This window comes from Citrobacter sp. CRE-46, assembly GCF_059615875.1.
The window spans coordinates 2,409,043-2,426,918 of sequence record NZ_CM184341.1 but is presented as its reverse complement, the minus strand read 5'-3'; the positions used below and the strand labels follow the sequence as shown (position 1 = coordinate 2,426,918).

Genomic DNA, 17,876 nt, shown 5'->3' with positions numbered 1-17,876 from the left:
GACCTTTGTCAGCCCTCACGATTATAGCGGGTCTACTTTCAGGCAGGAAACGGCGTGTCGAAAACTGCCTTCGAGTACCGGGCGTGTTTTTGCACACTCTGGTCCGGCAATCGGGCAGCGCGTACGGAACACACAGCCCGAAGGAGGATTAATCGGCGACGGCAACTCGCCTTCCAGCAACTGGATAACTTTGTTCCTTTCCATATCCGGATCGGGGATCGGCACAGCAGACATGAGCGCTTTGGTATAAGGGTGCAGCGGATTATGGTACACCTCGTCATAGGTGCCTAATTCCACTGCGTGTCCGAGATACATCACCAGTACGCGATCGGAGATATGCTTAACCACCGCCAGGTCGTGGGCAATGAAAATTAATGACAGCCCCATTTCACGCTGTAGCTGCTGCAGGAGGTTGACGACCTGGGCCTGAATGGATACGTCCAGCGCAGAAACCGGTTCATCACAGATAATCAGTTTCGGTTCGAGAATCAGCGCGCGGGCAATACCGATACGCTGACATTGGCCGCCGGAAAACTCATGCGGGTAACGGTTAATCAGGTTTGGCAGCAACCCAACCTTCATCATCATTGCCTTCACGCGGTCACGAACTTCCTGCCCCGGCAGTTTCGGATGATAAGTCCGCAGCGGCTCGGCAATAATTTCACCAATGGTCATACGCGGGTTTAATGACGCCAGCGGATCCTGGAAAATCATCTGGATATCACTGCGCACCTCACGCCATTCATCAGGTTTCATACCCAACAAATCTTTCCCCAGCCAGGCGACCTTTCCATCAGTGGCTTTCACCAGACCGATAATCGCCCGAGCAAAGGTCGATTTTCCGCAGCCGGATTCCCCCACCACGCCAAGGGTTTCACCTTCATACAATCGCAGGGTGACGCCATCAACCGCTTTCAGGGATTTCGATGGTTGCCAGAACCACTGCTTACCATCCTTAATGTCGAAATGGACTTTGAGATCGGCAATTTCAAGGAGTACTTTTCGTTGTTCGGTGACCGTATTCATACCAGTTCCTCCACCGGTTTAAAGCAGGCGCGCAGACGGCCCGGACTAAATTCCTCCAGTGGTGGGGCACTGCTACAGATTTCCATCGCATGCGGGCAGCGCGGCTGGAACGGACAGCCTTTTGGCAGACGCAGCAGGTTCGGCGGGTTGCCCGGGATAGTCAACATCTCTTCCCCTTCGGCGTCCAGACGCGGTACGGCATTCAGCAAACCAATTGAATACGGATGAACGGGTTTATAAAAGACATCCCGTGCACTGCCATATTCCATGGTTCGTCCGGCGTACATCACCAGCACTTTGTCACAAATACCGGCGACAACCCCCAGATCGTGGGTGATCATGATAATTGCGGTGTTAAATTCACTTTTCAGTTCATTCAGCAGCGTCATAATTTGCGCCTGTACCGTAACATCGAGCGCGGTAGTCGGCTCATCGGCGATCAATAATTTTGGTCTGCACAGCAGCGCCATGGCGATCATTACGCGCTGACGCATTCCGCCAGAGAATTCATGCGGATACATTTTCATGCGCTTGCGCGCTTCCGGCATTTTCACCGCATCCAGCATTTTTACTGACTCTTCAAACGCTTCTGCTTTACTCATGCCTTTGTGCAGCATGAGAACTTCCATCAGTTGCTCTCCGACCCGCATGTACGGATTCAGAGAGGTCATCGGATCCTGAAAAATCATTGAGATTTGCTCGGCGCGCAGTTTGTTCAGCTCGTGCTCCGGTAAATTCAATATTTCACGCCCGTTAAACGTAGCGGAACCTCCGATACGGCCATTCGCCGCCAGCAGCCCCATCAGGGCAAACGCCGTTTGCGATTTGCCCGAACCGGACTCACCCACAATACCCAACGTTTCTCCGGCTCGCAGGGAAAAGTTTAAATCGTTTACTGCAGTAACATCGCCATCGGGGGTGGCAAACGTCACGCGCAGATCCTTAACGTTCAGCAGTGCGTTAGCCTGTTGTTGCGCGAGCGGCGCGGTTGCGGTCTCAATTACGCTCATGGCGGCGCTCCTTAACGGTCTTTCGGGTCGAGGGCATCACGCAGGCCATCGCCAATAAAGTTAAAACAGAACAAAGTAACCACCAGGAAACCGGCCGGGAACAGCAACAGCCATGGCGATACTTCCATTGAGTTGGCGCCATCACTCAGCAATGCGCCCCAGCTACTTAACGGCTCCTGCGTCCCTAATCCCAGAAAACTCAGGAAAGACTCAAACAGGATCATGCTGGGCACCAGCAACGAGGCGTAGACCACCACAACCCCCAATACGTTTGGCACAATATGACGGATAACGATGCGCACGGTAGACACCCCACCGACTTGCGCCGCCTCAATAAACTCTTTGCGCTTCAGACTCAGCGTTTGTCCACGCACGATACGCGCCATATCCAGCCAGGAAACCATCCCGATAGCGACAAAAATCAGCAGGATATTTTGCCCAAAGAAGGTCACCAGCAGGATCACGAAGAACATGAACGGGAAGGAGTTGAGGATTTCCAGCAGGCGCATCATTACCGAGTCAATTTTACCGCCGAGATAACCCGACAAAGAACCATACAGCGTGCCAACCACGACCGCCACCAACGCGGCGGCAATGCCAACCATCAGCGAGATGCGCCCGCCAATCGCCACACGCACCAGCAGGTCGCGACCCGATGAGTCGGTGCCAAAGTAGTGCCCGGACTCCATATCCGGCGCGCTGGACATCATTCCCCAGTCGGTATCAAAGTAGGTAAACTGCGACAGCATCGGCGCCAGCGTCACAAACAGCGCAATAATCACCAGCACCACCAGGCTTGCCACCGCCGCGCGGTTATGCATAAAACGGCGACGCGCGTCCTGCCACAGGCTGCGACCTTCGACCTCCAGCTTTTCACTGAAATTCTCCAGCGCCTCGCTGTTTTTCTTACTTAACATCATAGCGAGCTCCAGTATCAGTAACGAATCTTCGGATCGATAACGGCATACAGCACATCGACAATCGCGTTAAACACGATAGTCAGCGTACCGACCAGAATGGTCAGACTCAGCACCAGCGAATAGTCGCGATTTAAGGCGCCATTGACGAACAGTTGCCCAATGCCCGGCAAACCATAGATGGTTTCAATGACCATTGAACCAGTGATTATGCCGACAAATGCCGGTCCCATATAAGACAGCACGGGTAGCAGCGCAGGTTTTAACGCATGGCGGAAAATAATCCGCCGCATCGGCAGCCCTTTGGCGCGCGCGGTACGAATAAAGTTTGAATGCAGCACTTCAATCATTGAGCCGCGGGTAATACGGGCAATACTGGCGATATAAGCGAGCGATAACGCCACCATCGGCAGGATCATAAATTTCAACGCCCCGCCGTTCCAGCCACCGCCGGGCAGCCATTTCAACGTTATGGCAAATATCATGACCAATAAGGGAGCAACGACGAAACTGGGGATAACCACCCCGGTCATCGCGACCCCCATTACCGTGTAGTCCCAGCGCGTATTTTGCTTCAGCGCGGCGATCACCCCTGCGCTAACGCCGACGAGCACCGCCAGAATAAAGGCCGCTGCGCCAAGCTTCGCTGACACCGGAAAACTTGAAGCGACAAGGTCGTTAACCGTGTAATCTTTATATTTAAAGGATGGCCCAAAATCGCCATGCGCCAGTTGTTTCAGGTAGCTGAAATACTGTGTGGAGATGGGATCGTTGAGATGATATTTCGCTTCTATATTAGCCAGCACTTCTGGCGGCAATGCGCGTTCCCCGGTGAATGGGCTTCCCGGCGCAAGGCGCATCATAAAGAATGAAATCGTAATAAGAATAAACAGCGTCGGAATCGCTTCCAGACAGCGACGTAAAATAAATTTCAACATAACCCGTACCTTCCGGCGTGTGCCTTTATACCCGTCATACTTCCAGTCGCAGGTGCGTTGGCTTTCTCACTCACCCCGGTCACTTACTACTCGTAAGCTCCCGGGGATTCGTTGCGTCGCCGCCTTCCTGCAACTCGAATTATTTAGGGTATACCCCTTTTCATTCGAAGAGGTGTGAATAGTGCGATGAAAAAAGACACTGTGGGGCAAAATTGATTGCCCCACGTCTTGCCATTAATGCTTGATAATATACAAGTCTTTCACATGGATATTATCCATCGGGTCTTTACCGGAGTATCCGCCAACCCATGGTTTCACCAGGCGGGCGTTAACATAGTAATAAACCGGTACAATCGCAGAATCTTTATCCAGTTGCTGCTCCGCTTTCGAATACAGCTCACTGCGCTGCGCTTCATCTGTCACTTTCAGGGTATCTGCAATCAGCTTGTCAAATGCAGGGCTCTTATAGTGAACCGTGTTGTTGGAGCTGTCGGACAGCACCATATTCAGGAAGGAAGTTGGTTCGTTGTAATCCGCGCACCAGCCCGCACGTGAAACATCATAGTTGCCCTGATGACGCGTATCGAGGAATGTTTTCCACTCCTGGTTTTCCAGCTTGACGTTAGCGCCCAGATTTTTCTTCCAGATAGATGCCGCGGCGATAGCCAGTTTCTTGTGCAGGTCTGAGGTGTTATACAGCAGATCAAAGGTCAACGGTTTTTCAGCGGTATAACCGGCTTCAGCCAGCAGTTTCTTCGCTTCTTCATTACGTTTTTCCTGTGACCATTTGAACCACTCTGGCTCGACCAGTTTCGCGCCATCGGTGTAAGGAGGGGTAAAGCTATAGGCAGGCAGGTCGCCCTGGTTTTTCACTTTGTTGACGATGATGTCACGATCCATCGCCAGCTTCAGAGCGGTACGAACACGAACATCGTTGAACGGTGCTTTCTGGTTGTTGATTTCGTAGTAATAGGTGCACAGATACGGGTCAACGTGAACTTCGTTCGGGATCTCTTTTTTCAGTTTCTGGAATAACTCGATCGGCATGTTGTTATAGGTCATGTCGATTTCACCGCTGCGATAGCGGTTAACGTCAGTCACTTCAGAAGAAATTGGCAGGTAGGTCACCTGGTTAATAACGGTTTTGGCGTTGTCCCAGTAGTTGGTATTACGCTCAAGCACAATGCGCTCGTTAACCACCCAGTCCTTCAGTTTATACGCGCCGTTAGTGACAATGTTGGCGGGCTGAGTCCACTTATCGCCGTATTTTTCAACGGCGGCTTTAGGAACCGGTGAAACGGAAGAGTGCACGAGCAGTTTGTAGAAATAAGGAACAGGTTCGCTCAGGGTTACTTCAAAAGTATGATCATCAATCGCTTTCACACCGAGATCGGTGACCGGCTTTTTACCGGCGATGATGTCATCAATATTGACGATATGACCGTACTGCAAATAACTGGCGTACGGTGAGGCAGTATTTGGGTTAGCCAAACGTTGCCAGCTGTACACAAAATCTTGCGCGGTAACAGGTGTACCGTCAGACCATTTAGCATCTTTACGCAGATGGAACGTCCAGACTTTAAAATCTTTATTGTCCCATTTCTCAGCCACGCCCGGCGATGGTTTGCCATCGACATCGCTGATTAATAAACCTTCAAACAGGTCCCGGTTAATGTTGGATTCCGGCACCCCTTCGATTTTATGTGGATCGAGAGACTGAACTTCCGAACCGTTATTACGCACCAGAGTCTGCTTTTCAGCAAGCTGCACTCCCGCTGGCACAACTGCCGCCGTGGCCACATTTCCAGCGATTAGCGCAGTGAGGATCCCCGCAGCTACTAAACTTTTTTTAGTGATGTTCGTCATTGTGTTTGTACTCCCTCATTATTATGGCTGGTTTTTTAACCAGACTGTTAATCCTGTCAGGATCCCTGTACGGCACCGGAGATTTTCTGCCGTCAGGTGGTTTATTGTTTTACTGCTTGCTATCACCGACTTTATTTATTCTGGCGATTCGTACGACCGCCTTGCGTCGATTATCTACGTGTCTCCCCTGCCGGAAACACGCTATTACCCTGTTGAGAGAAACCAAGTGAAAATCATTCTCATCAACGTCAATTCTTCTGCAAAATACCTGGCCGGAAAGTACCAAATGCGTTTCTTCACCGCCAATACATTTTACAAATTTGTTAACCAATTCTCTTTTATTAGAAATAAATCTCACTGGCAAAGGCTTACGAATGAAAATTCATGGCAATAAAACATTAATAATCAATGAATTGCCTGATAGGCATAGTTGACACCCCTGTCCGGTATCAACACCATGCCAAAATGCACATAAATTTAACAATTGATTATTAATTAGCACATTCATCTAAAAAAAACGCTGAAATAACTAATAACATTTCGATAATCCCACAGCAAGCCCCAGAGTATGATGTTAATAAAATAACAGCAATATCGTGCTTCCTCTGACGCAGCGCTGAGGGTTATATCCATAAAATCAATGAATAACCGAATCGTTAACCATCAGCATTTTTCATTATTGTTATGCTGATTATCAACTTTAGTGAGAAGTTTTACTGATAATGAAAGGAAACGGAACCAACAGCGGCTCCGTTTATACTGAAGAAGGAATATCAGGCAAGCAAACCGGGGAAAATGGATTTGATACCAGTAACAATGAATTCAATCCCTAAGGCCATGAGTAACAGCCCCATAATACGCGTAATGACGTTGATCCCCGTTTGCCCCAGCAAGCGCACTAACCACGGCGCCATGCGAAACAGCCCCCAACAACACAAGGCAAACAACGCGATCGCGATAAAAAAGCCAAACAGATTAATCGCACTGTGGTAACGCGTCCCCCAAACGATAGTCGAGCTAATAGCCCCCGGTCCCGCCATCAGGGGCAATGCCAACGGCACCACGCCAATGCTTTCACGAATGGCGGTTTCTGATTTTTCCTGTTTGTTCTGCTTATCTTCGCCAAGTTTGCCACTAATCATCGACATCGCGATAGTCACAACCAGAATACCGCCGGCAATCCTGAACGAATCTATAGAGATACCGAAAAGTTGCAGGATACCGTCGCCCAGGAACAGCGAAGTCCACAGGATGATAGCGACCGACAGGTTTGCCGTGAGATTGGTTTTGTTTCGCGCAGCCGCAGTTTGGTAGCTGGTCATACTGATAAAGACCGGGATGATCCCTACCGGGTTAACCAGGGCAAATAACCCAATAAAAAATTTAAAATAAACAGGAAAATCAAATAGCGTTTGGATCACGGTTAGCTCCGAAGCGTTAGCCGGATAAAATGAGTCATAAAAATTGGAAAAATCCGCGCTGAAGATACGCCTTTTGTCAGCATACTTCACCTTCTATCTGCGTATATCTACGTAAATACGCTACTAATACTTAGTGTTATTAATATGTATTAAATATGCTAATGTGATTAGCATTCATCACCTCAATTTTTTAACACTTACCGAGAAACGCTAAAAGGGCCTGCTGAAAGGTGTCAGCTTTGCGAAATCTTGATCCAGATCACGCAATTACTACTCAGAAGTGAGTAACCTTGCTTACGTCCCCTGGAGGTAAAGCGTAAAAGTTATCTGGCGCTTGCGTATAAGCTCTTTTAGTAAATCAAGGTAAAGTGGACGTTAATTAACCGTTTAATTTTCAAACCGTTACACAAATTTTCGTCGGTCTGTCTATACTCTCGTATCGAGCAGATGATTTACTAAAAAAGTTTAACATTATCAGGAGAGCATTATGGCTGTTACTAATGTCGCTGAACTTAACGCACTTGTAGAGCGCGTAAAAAAAGCCCAGCGTGAATATGCCAGTTTCACTCAAGAACAGGTTGACAAAATCTTCCGCGCCGCCGCTCTGGCTGCCGCAGACGCTCGAATCCCTCTCGCGAAAATGGCCGTTGCCGAATCTGGCATGGGCATTGTCGAAGATAAAGTGATTAAAAACCACTTTGCTTCTGAATACATTTACAACGCTTACAAAGATGAAAAAACCTGTGGAGTGCTGTCTGAAGACGACACTTTCGGTACCATTACTATTGCTGAACCGATTGGTATCATCTGCGGTATCGTTCCAACCACTAACCCGACTTCTACTGCTATCTTCAAATCGCTGATCAGCCTGAAGACCCGTAACGCCATCATCTTCTCTCCGCATCCGCGTGCTAAAGATGCCACTAACAAAGCTGCTGACATCGTTCTGCAAGCGGCAATCGCTGCTGGCGCACCGAAAGACTTGATCGGCTGGATCGATCAACCTTCCGTAGAACTGTCTAACGCACTGATGCACCACCCGGACATCAACCTGATCCTTGCGACCGGTGGTCCAGGCATGGTTAAAGCGGCATACAGCTCCGGTAAACCGGCAATCGGCGTAGGCGCAGGTAACACCCCTGTCGTTATCGACGAAACCGCTGATATCAAACGTGCTGTTGCATCTGTTCTGATGTCTAAAACCTTCGATAACGGCGTAATCTGTGCTTCTGAACAGTCTGTTGTCGTGGTTGACTCTGTATACGACGCAGTACGTGAGCGTTTCGCCACTCACGGCGGCTACCTGCTGCAGGGCAAAGAGCTGAAAGCTGTTCAGGACGTTATCCTGAAAAATGGCGCGCTGAACGCCGCTATCGTTGGTCAGCCAGCCTACAAAATTGCTGAACTGGCAGGCTTCTCCGTACCAGAAACCACAAAGATTCTGATTGGTGAAGTTAAGGTTGTTGACGAAAGCGAACCGTTTGCTCACGAAAAACTGTCTCCGACGCTGGCTATGTATCGTGCGAAAGACTTCGAAGACGCAGTGGACAAAGCTGAAAAACTGGTTGCGATGGGCGGTATCGGTCATACCTCTTGCCTGTACACCGACCAGGATAACCAGCCAGAACGCGTTGCTTACTTCGGTCAGATGATGAAAACCGCGCGTATCCTGATCAACACCCCTGCTTCTCAGGGTGGTATCGGTGACCTGTACAACTTCAAACTCGCACCTTCCCTGACTCTGGGTTGTGGTTCCTGGGGTGGTAACTCCATCTCTGAAAACGTTGGTCCTAAGCACCTGATCAACAAGAAAACCGTTGCTAAGCGAGCTGAAAACATGTTGTGGCACAAACTTCCGAAATCTATCTACTTCCGTCGTGGCTCTCTGCCAATCGCGCTGGATGAAGTGATTACTGATGGTCACAAACGTGCGCTGATCGTGACCGACCGCTTCTTGTTTAACAATGGCTATGCTGACCAGATCACCTCTGTTCTGAAAGCGGCTGGCGTTGAAACCGAAGTGTTCTTTGAAGTTGAAGCTGACCCGACTCTGACCGTTGTTCGTAAAGGCGCTGAGCTGGCTAACTCCTTCAAACCAGACGTGATTATCGCGCTGGGTGGTGGTTCCCCGATGGACGCCGCGAAAATTATGTGGGTTATGTACGAACACCCGGAAACCCACTTCGAAGAACTGGCGCTGCGCTTTATGGATATCCGTAAACGTATCTACAAGTTCCCGAAAATGGGCGTGAAAGCGAAAATGATCGCCGTCACCACCACTTCCGGTACCGGTTCTGAAGTAACACCGTTTGCGGTTGTGACCGACGATGCAACCGGTCAGAAATATCCGCTGGCTGACTACGCCCTGACCCCGGATATGGCGATTGTCGATGCCAACCTGGTGATGGATATGCCGAAGTCCCTGTGTGCGTTCGGTGGTCTGGATGCCGTTACTCACGCTCTGGAAGCTTACGTTTCCGTACTGGCTTCTGAGTTCTCTGACGGTCAGGCTCTGCAAGCGCTGAAACTGCTGAAAGAAAACCTGCCAGCGTCCTACCACGAAGGTTCCAAGAACCCGGTAGCCCGTGAGCGTGTACACAGTGCAGCGACCATCGCCGGTATCGCGTTTGCGAACGCCTTCCTGGGTGTATGTCACTCCATGGCGCACAAGCTGGGTTCTCAGTTCCACATTCCTCACGGTTTGGCGAACGCCCTGCTGATCAGCAACGTTATTCGTTACAACGCGAACGACAACCCGACCAAACAGACAGCATTCAGCCAGTACGACCGTCCGCAGGCGCGTCGTCGCTATGCTGAAATCGCCGACCACCTGGGACTGAGCGCACCGGGCGACCGTACTGCCGCGAAAATCCAGAAACTGCTGGGCTGGCTGGACGAAATCAAAGCTGAACTGGGTATTCCTAAGTCTATCCGTGAAGCTGGCGTGCAGGAAGCTGACTTCCTGGCACACGTTGACAAACTGTCTGAAGATGCGTTTGACGACCAGTGTACTGGTGCTAACCCGCGTTATCCGCTGATTGCTGAGCTGAAGCAGATTCTGCTGGATACCTACTACGGCCGTGAGTACAGCGAAGGTGAAACCACCGCTAAGGCTGAAGCAGTAGCTGCACCGAAAGCTGAGAAAAAAGCGAAGAAATCCGCTTAATTCCTTCAGAAAAGTTTTAGTCTGACTATAAACGGTCCCTTTTCGGGACCGTTTTTTTTGCACCTTACACGACCAAAATCAGGTAATACCTGACTCAACCACTTGTGAGATATGGCCTGGTGAAGATTACTTGCAGGGAGGAAGCCAGGATGGCGTCAGAAGAGCGTGTGACAGGGTAGAGACACGCATGAATGGTTGTGGCCTACCCTGTGTTTATAAGCGCCCAGAAGCGCATAGGGTTAATCGTGGCTGTGTCGTTCTTGTATTGCCGTCAGAGAGCCTTCAGACTGCGCTTGCTTATAATGCTTACGGCATACCGACACATAGCGCTCGTTTCCGCCTATAACCACCTGCTCGCCTTCGTTAAAAGGTCTTCCGGCCTGATCAAGACGTAGCACCATGCTGGCCTTACGGCCACAGAAGCAAATAGTTTTTAATTCAACCAGCTTATCTGACCACGCAAGCAGGTATTCACTGCCGCAGAATAGCTCACCACGAAAATCGGTGCGTAAACCGTAACACAACACGGGAATATCCAGCCGATCGACAACTTCAGATAATTCATAAACCTGTTGTCGCGTCAGAAACTGAGACTCATCAACCAGTACACAGTGAATTCTTTGCTGCGCATTGTCGGCGCGAATCTCTTCGAACAATGATGAATTTTGGTTAAACAATTTTGCAGGTGACGACAGACCTATACGTGAACTTACTTTTCCAGTGCCAAAACGGTCATCAATTTCCGCTGTATATACTACAGCGCGCATTCCACGTTCCTGATAATTGTACGAAGATTGCAGCAATGCAGTCGACTTACCGGCATTCATTGCAGAATAGTAAAAATATAGCTGTGCCATTGACCGTAGGCCCTCATCTGGGGAAATAAATATGGGCGGGATTGTAGCATATTTCACGAACATGTCGGTGCAGCGTTGTCCCGAAAGACGTATAAAGAAGCGTACCGACTCGCTCAGTGCCGCCTTAATAACCAGAGAATGCAGGTGCTCTTTATGGCTGGGAGTATGATAGCGCGACGTCTTAACCCAAACAGGCTGGAGCTGAACTGTATATACACATTCTTTCACAAATAGTGCTCATGAAATTGATCGGCCTCGCTTATCAAGGGTCGACAATTAAGAAACCGTTCCCTTATTGTTATTGAATCGCCCCACCGCCGCCATGTAATAGCGAATTCACGTTAGCAAAACTAATACAAAAGGTTGAAATCACTGCAAAGTGATACTATTTGAACACGATAAAATGTGACCTGAATCTTGAATTTTTACTCTCAACCGTTGAGAAGCCCCCCCGCCAATAAGCCTTTTTTATGCCCAACATCACGGAGAATTTAAGACAGAGGAATTAATTCTGATACTAAATAAAGCGCAATTTTGAATTCCTTACATTCCTGGCTATTGCACAACTGAAATTATCGCTCTATTATTAGCTCAACAAACCACCCCCAATATAAGTTTGAGATTACTACAATGAGCGAAGCACTTAAAATTCTGAACAACATCCGTACTCTTCGTGCGCAGGCAAGAGAATGTACTCTGGAAACGCTTGAAGAAATGCTGGAAAAATTAGAAGTTGTAGTTAGCGAGCGTCGTGAAGAAGAAAGCGCTGCCGCTGCTGAAGTTGAAGAACGTACTCGTAAACTGCAACAATATCGTGAAATGCTGATTGCTGACGGTATTGATCCGAACGAGCTGCTGAATAGCATGGCTGCTGTTAAATCTGGCACCAAAGCTAAACGCGCTGCGCGTCCGGCTAAATATAGCTATGTTGACGAAAACGGTGAAACTAAAACCTGGACTGGCCAGGGTCGTACACCGGCTGTGATCAAAAAAGCGATGGAAGAACAAGGTAAACAACTGGACGATTTCCTGATCAAGGAATAATTCAGAAATAGTTTGCTTAAAATCCCGCCACTGGCGGGATTTTTTTTACCTGTACTTCGCATGGCCCCTACCCGGATTAGGTATAAAAAAAACGGCGCTGGATTAACAGCGCCGCTCTGACCTGATAATTACTGGTGGTTACTTCTTAATACCCATCTCTTCTTCCAGCCAGGCTTTAAATTCAGCGCCGAGGGTATTATGGCGAATACCATATTCAACGAACGCCTGCATATAGCCCAGCTTATTACCACAGTCATGGCTTTTGCCCTTCATGTGATAGGCTTCAACCGTTTCTTTTTCAATCAGCATATCGATAGCGTCAGTGAGCTGAATTTCGTCACCTGCTCCCGGAGGGGTTTTTGCCAGCAGAGGCCAGATATCCGCACTGAGAACATAGCGGCCCACGACCGCCAAATTAGATGGCGCAACATTCGCTTTCGGCTTTTCAACAACGCCAACCATCGGCACGCTTTCGCCCGGCGCTAATTCAACGCCTTTACAATCCACTACGCCATAAGCGGTAACATCTTCTACGGGCTCGACCATAATCTGGCTGCTGCCGGTTTCATCAAAACGATGAATCATTTCGGCGAGGTTTTCGCGGGATAAATCTGATTCGTATTCATCCAGAATTACGTCTGGCAGAATAACCGCAACCGGTTCATCGCCAACAACCGGGTGCGCGCACAATACTGCGTGACCCAAACCTTTAGCCAGCCCCTGACGTACCTGCATAATAGTGACATGCGGCGGACAAATAGATTGCACTTCTTCCAGCAACTGACGTTTTACACGTTTTTCCAGCATAGCTTCTAACTCAAAGCTGGTATCGAAGTGGTTTTCAATGGAATTTTTAGACGAGTGAGTTACAAGTACAATTTCAGTGATACCCGCAGCAATACATTCGTTTACCACGTACTGAATTAATGGCTTATCAACCAACGGTAGCATCTCTTTCGGGATTGCCTTCGTAGCCGGTAACATCCTGGTTCCTAATCCCGCAACCGGGATAACGGCCTTTTTGACTTTTGAATTAATAGCAGCCATTTAAAACTCTCCTGGACTGTTCATGTATTGAACGTGTTCATCAATCTGTATCGCATCCAAGTATATCAGTACAGCGGTAAGCCTCTGGTCTGAAAAGGACGCACGTCGGTATAATTAAGACAAATACGAATAAATCTGGCGCTGATAGTAGCACTCGCAGCATGAGGGAGGTGAAGCAATTTCATTCCTCCCTCGCTCAATTGTTCATTCCGCAGACAACATCAGGCGCAGGCGACCACCCGCCCCCCAAATTTGGCACTGCCATGACTCACAGCGCTGGCTCAACTGATTAAGATAGGTATTGCCAAGCGTTCCCAGCGGTACGCCATTGCTGATTTGTACCTGATGGGAACCGGTATTTAATGTCGCATTCAGTCCTGCTGATACCAGAATCAGGTTTTTTAACCCGCTGTGGTAATACCCTACCAGCAAGGGAAACTGGCCGGGTAAATTAGCCTGACGCAGCAAATGGTTCACCTGTTTCAATAACGCCCCTAACTCTGGCAGCCGCTGATTTTGTTGCGTCAGCTGCTCCTGCAGCAAACCGTTAAATAGGGCTCGCAGTAATAATGCGGCCAGCACGCCATTATCCCCTGCCCGCGTGACATCCAGACAATAAAAAGCAAGGTCGTGATCCGACAGCGGCGCAATATCCAGCACCAGTCCCGGTTGATCGGCGGCAACCAATTGCCGATAGTTTATGCGACATTGTGAAATCACTTGCGATACAGGAGGCTGTAGCTCCTGCAACAGCTTTGCTGCAGCGGCAGGATCGTCCACCATGGCATCCCAGTCGCGAAACAGCCGCTCTTCTTCTTCAACCCGCGAATTGAACATATTGGGATACAGGCACGCAAAAACCGTTTCTCGCAGACGATTAAGATCCTTCACCGGTTTCAGAAGAACGTCGTCCACACCGAGTCGCAGCGCTTTGGCTATATCAGACATGTTTTCCGTCGCTGAAATCACCAGTATTGGCGTTTGATCGCCCCGATTGCGTAAATACTCAACCAGTTTAAGACCGTTCATTCGTGGCATTGCCAGGTCGCAGATCATCAAGTCAGGCGTAAAATGGCCAAGTAAATCCAGTGCTTCAAGCCCATCGCCGGCCACCGCCGTTGTCGCTCCCAAAGAGGAAAACCATGAGTCCATGAGTGAGCGGAATACCGGCTCATCCTCAACGATAAGAATCTGTTTTCCGACCAATGGCTGCGTCATATTCTCCCCCCTGACTGGCTTTAATAAATAGTGGCATGCTATTGCTACTCACGCCTGTCAGATTTAACTTAAGTATTGATAAAAAATGCCTAGACGTTGGTCTTCACCAGAGGTAGAAGCTCATCCATTTTCTTCTCAACCGCCAACTGCCCGGCAGCAATTGCTGCACTGGCGCGGTGGAAATCCAGCGTGGATATTTGCGGACAAAACGGCTGAATCAGGATATCAGGCGGGTCACCAGCCATACGGTTACGTTTCAGACGATTTTCCAGAACCTGAATAGAGGTTGTCATGATCTCCATCGCCGTCGGCGCGGTCACTGTCCGCCTCGCCGTAATGTTGCTCAGACGCTCTTTCAGACGGCCATGCCATGAGAGTTCGTCAGCGCCATCGCCTGATTCAGCATCGCTACTGACGTTGAAGGAGAGTAAATCTTGCTGCATAAGGTGCGCATCGTGTTGCAGGTCGACCGCAATAACGATATCGGCGCCCAGCGCACGCGTCAGGGGAACGGGGACGGGATTCACCACCGCGCCATCGACCAACCAGTAGCCATTATGCGCTACAGGAGACATCAGACCAGGAATACTGCAGGATGCCCGGACAGCCAGGTGCAAATCACCTTCGGTGAACCAGAGTTCCCGACCCGTACTTAAATTGGTTGCAACAGTTGCGAAACGGCGTGTGCATTGTTCAATCGCTTCTACCGGCATGACATTACGGTACTGGTTGAACACACGTTCTCCGCGCAGTAGTCCCCCCCTGCGCCAGGAGAGATCCATCAGGCGTAAGACGTCCCAATAACTGAATGAACAAACCCACTGTTCGAGTGCAGACAACTTATTGCAGGCGTAGGCAGCGCCAACCAGCGAACCAATGGAGCACCCTGCCACAATATCAACATCAATCCCCATATGCTTAAGGGCTTTAATCACGCCGATATGCGACCAGCCACGCGCCGCGCCGGAACCTAGCGCCAGCCCAATTTTAATTTTTCTCATTGTACGTACAAACTTCCCCTGGCTTGCAGACGTAGCAACATCGCTACCGCTCAGTTAACATAGTGCCACCCTGGCGTTTTTACGCCGTTTTTTTATTCCAGGGAGTACTTTGTGTCTCAGCTTTGTCCCTGTGGTAGCGCTGTCGAGTATAGCCTATGTTGCTACCGTTATGTGTCCGGCGCGCAAGTAGCACCTACGCCGTCACACCTCATGCGTTCTCGTTACTGCGCTTTTGTGATGAAAGACGCAGATTACCTTATCAAGACCTGGCATCCGGACTGCCATGCCGCTGCGTTTCGTGACGACATTATCGCAGGATTTACGCATACCGAATGGCTGGGACTGACCGTTTTTGAGCAACACACGGCAGATTCAGAAAATATTGGCTACGTCAGTTTTGTCGCGCGGTTTTCTGAACAGGGAAAAACTGGCGCAATTATCGAACGCTCTCGTTTTTTAAAAGAAAACGGTCAGTGGTACTATATAGACGGTACACGCCCTCAAATTGGACGAAACGACGCCTGCCCTTGTGGCTCGGGTAAAAAATTTAAGAAGTGCTGCGGCTAATCAACGCCCGACAGTATCAATTTTGCAAACATTCTCAATAGGATCACCGCTGCAAATGCATTCATTACAACGAAAAGTGCTGCGTACTATTTGCCCGGACCAAAAAGGTCTGATCGCGCGCATTACAAATATCTGTTACAAGCATGAACTGAATATCGTGCAGAATAATGAGTTCGTGGACCACCGTACCGGGCGCTTTTTTATGCGTACCGAACTGGAGGGCATTTTTAATGATGTCACGCTGCTTGCCGATCTTGATAGCGCCTTACCAGATGGTTCCATCCGTGAATTAACGCCGGCAGGACGCCGCCGTATCGTTATTTTGGTCACCAAGGAAGCGCATTGTCTGGGCGATCTGTTAATGAAGGCCAATTATGGCGGGCTGGATGTTGAAATCGCTGCGGTGATCGGCAACCACGAGACGCTGCGTCCTTTGGTTGAGCGCTTTGATATTCCGTTTGAACTGGTCAGTCACGAAGGTTTAACCCGTGACGAACACGACCAGAAAATGGCCGATGCTATCGACGCGCACCAACCTGATTATGTCGTGCTGGCAAAATACATGCGCGTACTGACGCCGACCTTTGTTTCACGCTTCCCGAATAAGATTATCAATATTCACCATTCATTCCTGCCGGCATTTATTGGCGCTCGCCCATACCACCAGGCTTACGAGCGCGGGGTGAAGATCATTGGCGCAACGGCCCACTATGTGAATGATAACCTGGATGAAGGCCCTATCATTATGCAGGACGTAATTCATGTTGATCACACCTACACCGCAGAAGACATGATGCGTGCCGGCCGTGACGTTGAAAAAAATGTATTAAGTCGCGCGCTGTATCAGGTTCTGGCTCAACGCGTATTTGTTTACGGTAACCGAACGATCATTCTGTAATCGATTGATAATTTAATTGGTTACCTTTACATCTTTACGCGTAAAAATCAGGCAACCAGTTCTTTTTTATCAACGGAATACTTTACAGGGGCGCATCATCTGTTATGATGCGCCCCGCTTCCAACAGAAGCAGGCCAGTAATAAGCATTACCCCGTGGTGGGGTTCCCGAGCGATCATAAGGGAGCTGACTGCAAATCTGCCGTCATCGACTTCAAGGTTCGACTCGAGCGATAGTGAGAGAACGTTGCCGCAGGCAACGGCCCGAAGGGTGAGGCGCTTTAGCTCCGAATAATCCTTCCCGCTATAGAATGCAAGCAGCATAATGAATTTACCCTGTGGTGGGGTTCCCGAGCGGCCAAAGGGAGCAGACTGTAAATCTGCCGTCATCGACTTCGAAGGTTCGAATCCTTCCCCCACCACCATTCATTCTTGTAAGTTCTCAAAAATAAGTATACCCTTGGTGGGGTTCCCGAGCGGCCAAAGGGAGCAGACTGTAAATCTGCCGTCATCGACTTCGAAGGTTCGAATCCTTCCCCCACCACCATCATTTCCCTGTCGCACTTCAGCAAAATCAAACCTTATTGCACTATATTCTGCCCATGCGGGAAGGATGAGAAGCTTCGATTAAGGTTCGATTCGAGCGTCAGCGAGAAAGCGTTGCCGCAGGCAACGACCCGAAGGGCGAAGCGCGCAGCGCTGAGTCATCCTTCCCCCACCACCATCATTTCATAAAGCATCGACACCCAATCCAACTGCAGTTTGTCATATTCTTCCCATGCGGGAAGGATGAGAAGCTTCGACCAAGGTTCGATTCGAGCGTCAGCGAGAAAGCGTTGCCGCAGGCAGCGACCCGAAGGGCGAAGCGCGCAGCGCGGAGTCATCCTTCCCCCACCACCATC

14 protein-coding genes, 2 tRNA genes and 3 other RNA genes are annotated in these 17,876 nt (G+C 49.5%); 9 read left to right on the top strand and 10 right to left on the bottom strand.

From position 1 onward, the window contains the following. Positions 1 to 21: 21 nt before the first annotated feature. From oppF to ychE, 6 genes are all read right to left on the bottom strand, one after another. A complete protein-coding gene (oppF, locus tag AC534G_RS11635; protein ID WP_006684288.1) occupies positions 22 to 1,026 on the bottom strand; it encodes a murein tripeptide/oligopeptide ABC transporter ATP-binding protein OppF in 1,005 nt (334 codons plus the stop codon). Further along, positions 1,023 to 2,036: a murein tripeptide/oligopeptide ABC transporter ATP-binding protein OppD gene (gene oppD, locus AC534G_RS11630; RefSeq protein ID WP_038641097.1), complete on the bottom strand. Its 1,014-nt coding sequence runs from the start codon at positions 2,034 to 2,036 to the stop codon at positions 1,023 to 1,025. The genes oppF and oppD overlap by 4 nt, the downstream gene beginning before the upstream one ends. 11 nt (positions 2,037 to 2,047) lie before the next feature. Next, positions 2,048 to 2,956: an oligopeptide ABC transporter permease OppC gene (gene oppC, locus AC534G_RS11625; protein ID WP_008784950.1), complete on the bottom strand. Its 909-nt coding sequence runs from the start codon at positions 2,954 to 2,956 to the stop codon at positions 2,048 to 2,050. A 14-nt stretch (positions 2,957 to 2,970) separates the two neighbouring features. Next, positions 2,971 to 3,891 carry an oligopeptide ABC transporter permease OppB gene (gene oppB, locus AC534G_RS11620; protein ID WP_003020708.1) on the bottom strand — a complete coding sequence of 307 codons (921 nt, stop codon included), beginning with the start codon at positions 3,889 to 3,891 and terminating at the stop codon, positions 2,971 to 2,973. A gap of 234 nt (positions 3,892 to 4,125) precedes the next feature. Beyond that, positions 4,126 to 5,757 carry an oligopeptide ABC transporter substrate-binding protein OppA gene (oppA, locus tag AC534G_RS11615; RefSeq protein ID WP_069324647.1) on the bottom strand — a complete coding sequence of 544 codons (1,632 nt, stop codon included), beginning with the start codon at positions 5,755 to 5,757 and terminating at the stop codon, positions 4,126 to 4,128. Positions 5,758 to 6,530: 773 nt separating this feature from the next. Next, positions 6,531 to 7,178 carry an NAAT family transporter YchE gene (ychE, locus tag AC534G_RS11610; protein WP_038643209.1) on the bottom strand — a complete coding sequence of 216 codons (648 nt, stop codon included), beginning with the start codon at positions 7,176 to 7,178 and terminating at the stop codon, positions 6,531 to 6,533. Between the two features lie 487 nt (positions 7,179 to 7,665). Between ychE and adhE the strand changes: the two genes are divergently transcribed. Further along, a complete protein-coding gene (adhE, locus tag AC534G_RS11605) occupies positions 7,666 to 10,344 on the top strand; it encodes a bifunctional acetaldehyde-CoA/alcohol dehydrogenase (protein ID WP_038641104.1) in 2,679 nt (892 codons plus the stop codon). Positions 10,345 to 10,583: 239 nt separating this feature from the next. Here adhE and tdk read toward each other — a convergent pair whose 3' ends face one another. Further along, positions 10,584 to 11,201 (bottom strand): thymidine kinase, encoded by a 618-nt coding sequence (gene tdk / locus AC534G_RS11600; protein ID WP_038641106.1) that lies wholly within the window; start codon positions 11,199 to 11,201, stop codon positions 10,584 to 10,586. A gap of 630 nt (positions 11,202 to 11,831) precedes the next feature. On the opposite strand from tdk, the gene hns reads away from it, so the two are divergent. Beyond that, positions 11,832 to 12,245, top strand: a complete 414-nt coding sequence (gene hns / locus AC534G_RS11595; RefSeq protein ID WP_003020723.1) for a histone-like nucleoid-structuring protein H-NS — start codon at positions 11,832 to 11,834, stop codon at positions 12,243 to 12,245. A gap of 138 nt (positions 12,246 to 12,383) precedes the next feature. Here the strand turns inward: hns and galU are convergent, their stop codons facing one another. From galU to rssA, 3 genes are all read right to left on the bottom strand, one after another. Continuing rightward, positions 12,384 to 13,292 carry a UTP--glucose-1-phosphate uridylyltransferase GalU gene (gene galU, locus AC534G_RS11590; RefSeq protein WP_038641107.1) on the bottom strand — a complete coding sequence of 303 codons (909 nt, stop codon included), beginning with the start codon at positions 13,290 to 13,292 and terminating at the stop codon, positions 12,384 to 12,386. Between the two features lie 204 nt (positions 13,293 to 13,496). Further along, entirely contained in the window at positions 13,497 to 14,510 is a 1,014-nt protein-coding gene (gene rssB, locus AC534G_RS11585) for a two-component system response regulator RssB (protein WP_038641109.1), read from the bottom strand. Positions 14,511 to 14,599: 89 nt separating this feature from the next. Beyond that, complete coding sequence (rssA, locus tag AC534G_RS11580; protein ID WP_496594550.1) at positions 14,600 to 15,511, bottom strand: patatin-like phospholipase RssA; 912 nt, start codon at positions 15,509 to 15,511, stop codon at positions 14,600 to 14,602. Positions 15,512 to 15,622: 111 nt separating this feature from the next. Between rssA and AC534G_RS11575 the strand changes: the two genes are divergently transcribed. From AC534G_RS11575 to AC534G_RS11545, 7 genes are all read left to right on the top strand, one after another. After that, positions 15,623 to 16,078: a YchJ family protein gene (locus tag AC534G_RS11575; RefSeq protein WP_110497927.1), complete on the top strand. Its 456-nt coding sequence runs from the start codon at positions 15,623 to 15,625 to the stop codon at positions 16,076 to 16,078. Between the two features lie 55 nt (positions 16,079 to 16,133). After that, positions 16,134 to 16,976, top strand: a complete 843-nt coding sequence (purU, locus tag AC534G_RS11570) for a formyltetrahydrofolate deformylase (RefSeq protein ID WP_006684274.1) — start codon at positions 16,134 to 16,136, stop codon at positions 16,974 to 16,976. 168 nt (positions 16,977 to 17,144) lie between these two features. After that, positions 17,145 to 17,286, top strand: a non-coding RNA gene (locus AC534G_RS11565) — RtT sRNA. Positions 17,287 to 17,314: 28 nt separating this feature from the next. After that, positions 17,315 to 17,399: transfer RNA gene (locus AC534G_RS11560), tRNA-Tyr, on the top strand. Positions 17,400 to 17,436: 37 nt separating this feature from the next. Continuing rightward, positions 17,437 to 17,521 (top strand) — tRNA-Tyr (locus AC534G_RS11555). Between the two features lie 45 nt (positions 17,522 to 17,566). After that, a non-coding RNA gene (locus tag AC534G_RS11550) (RtT sRNA) lies at positions 17,567 to 17,698 on the top strand. A gap of 44 nt (positions 17,699 to 17,742) precedes the next feature. After that, a non-coding RNA gene (locus tag AC534G_RS11545) (RtT sRNA) lies at positions 17,743 to 17,874 on the top strand. The last annotated feature ends 2 nt before the right edge of the window (positions 17,875 to 17,876 follow it).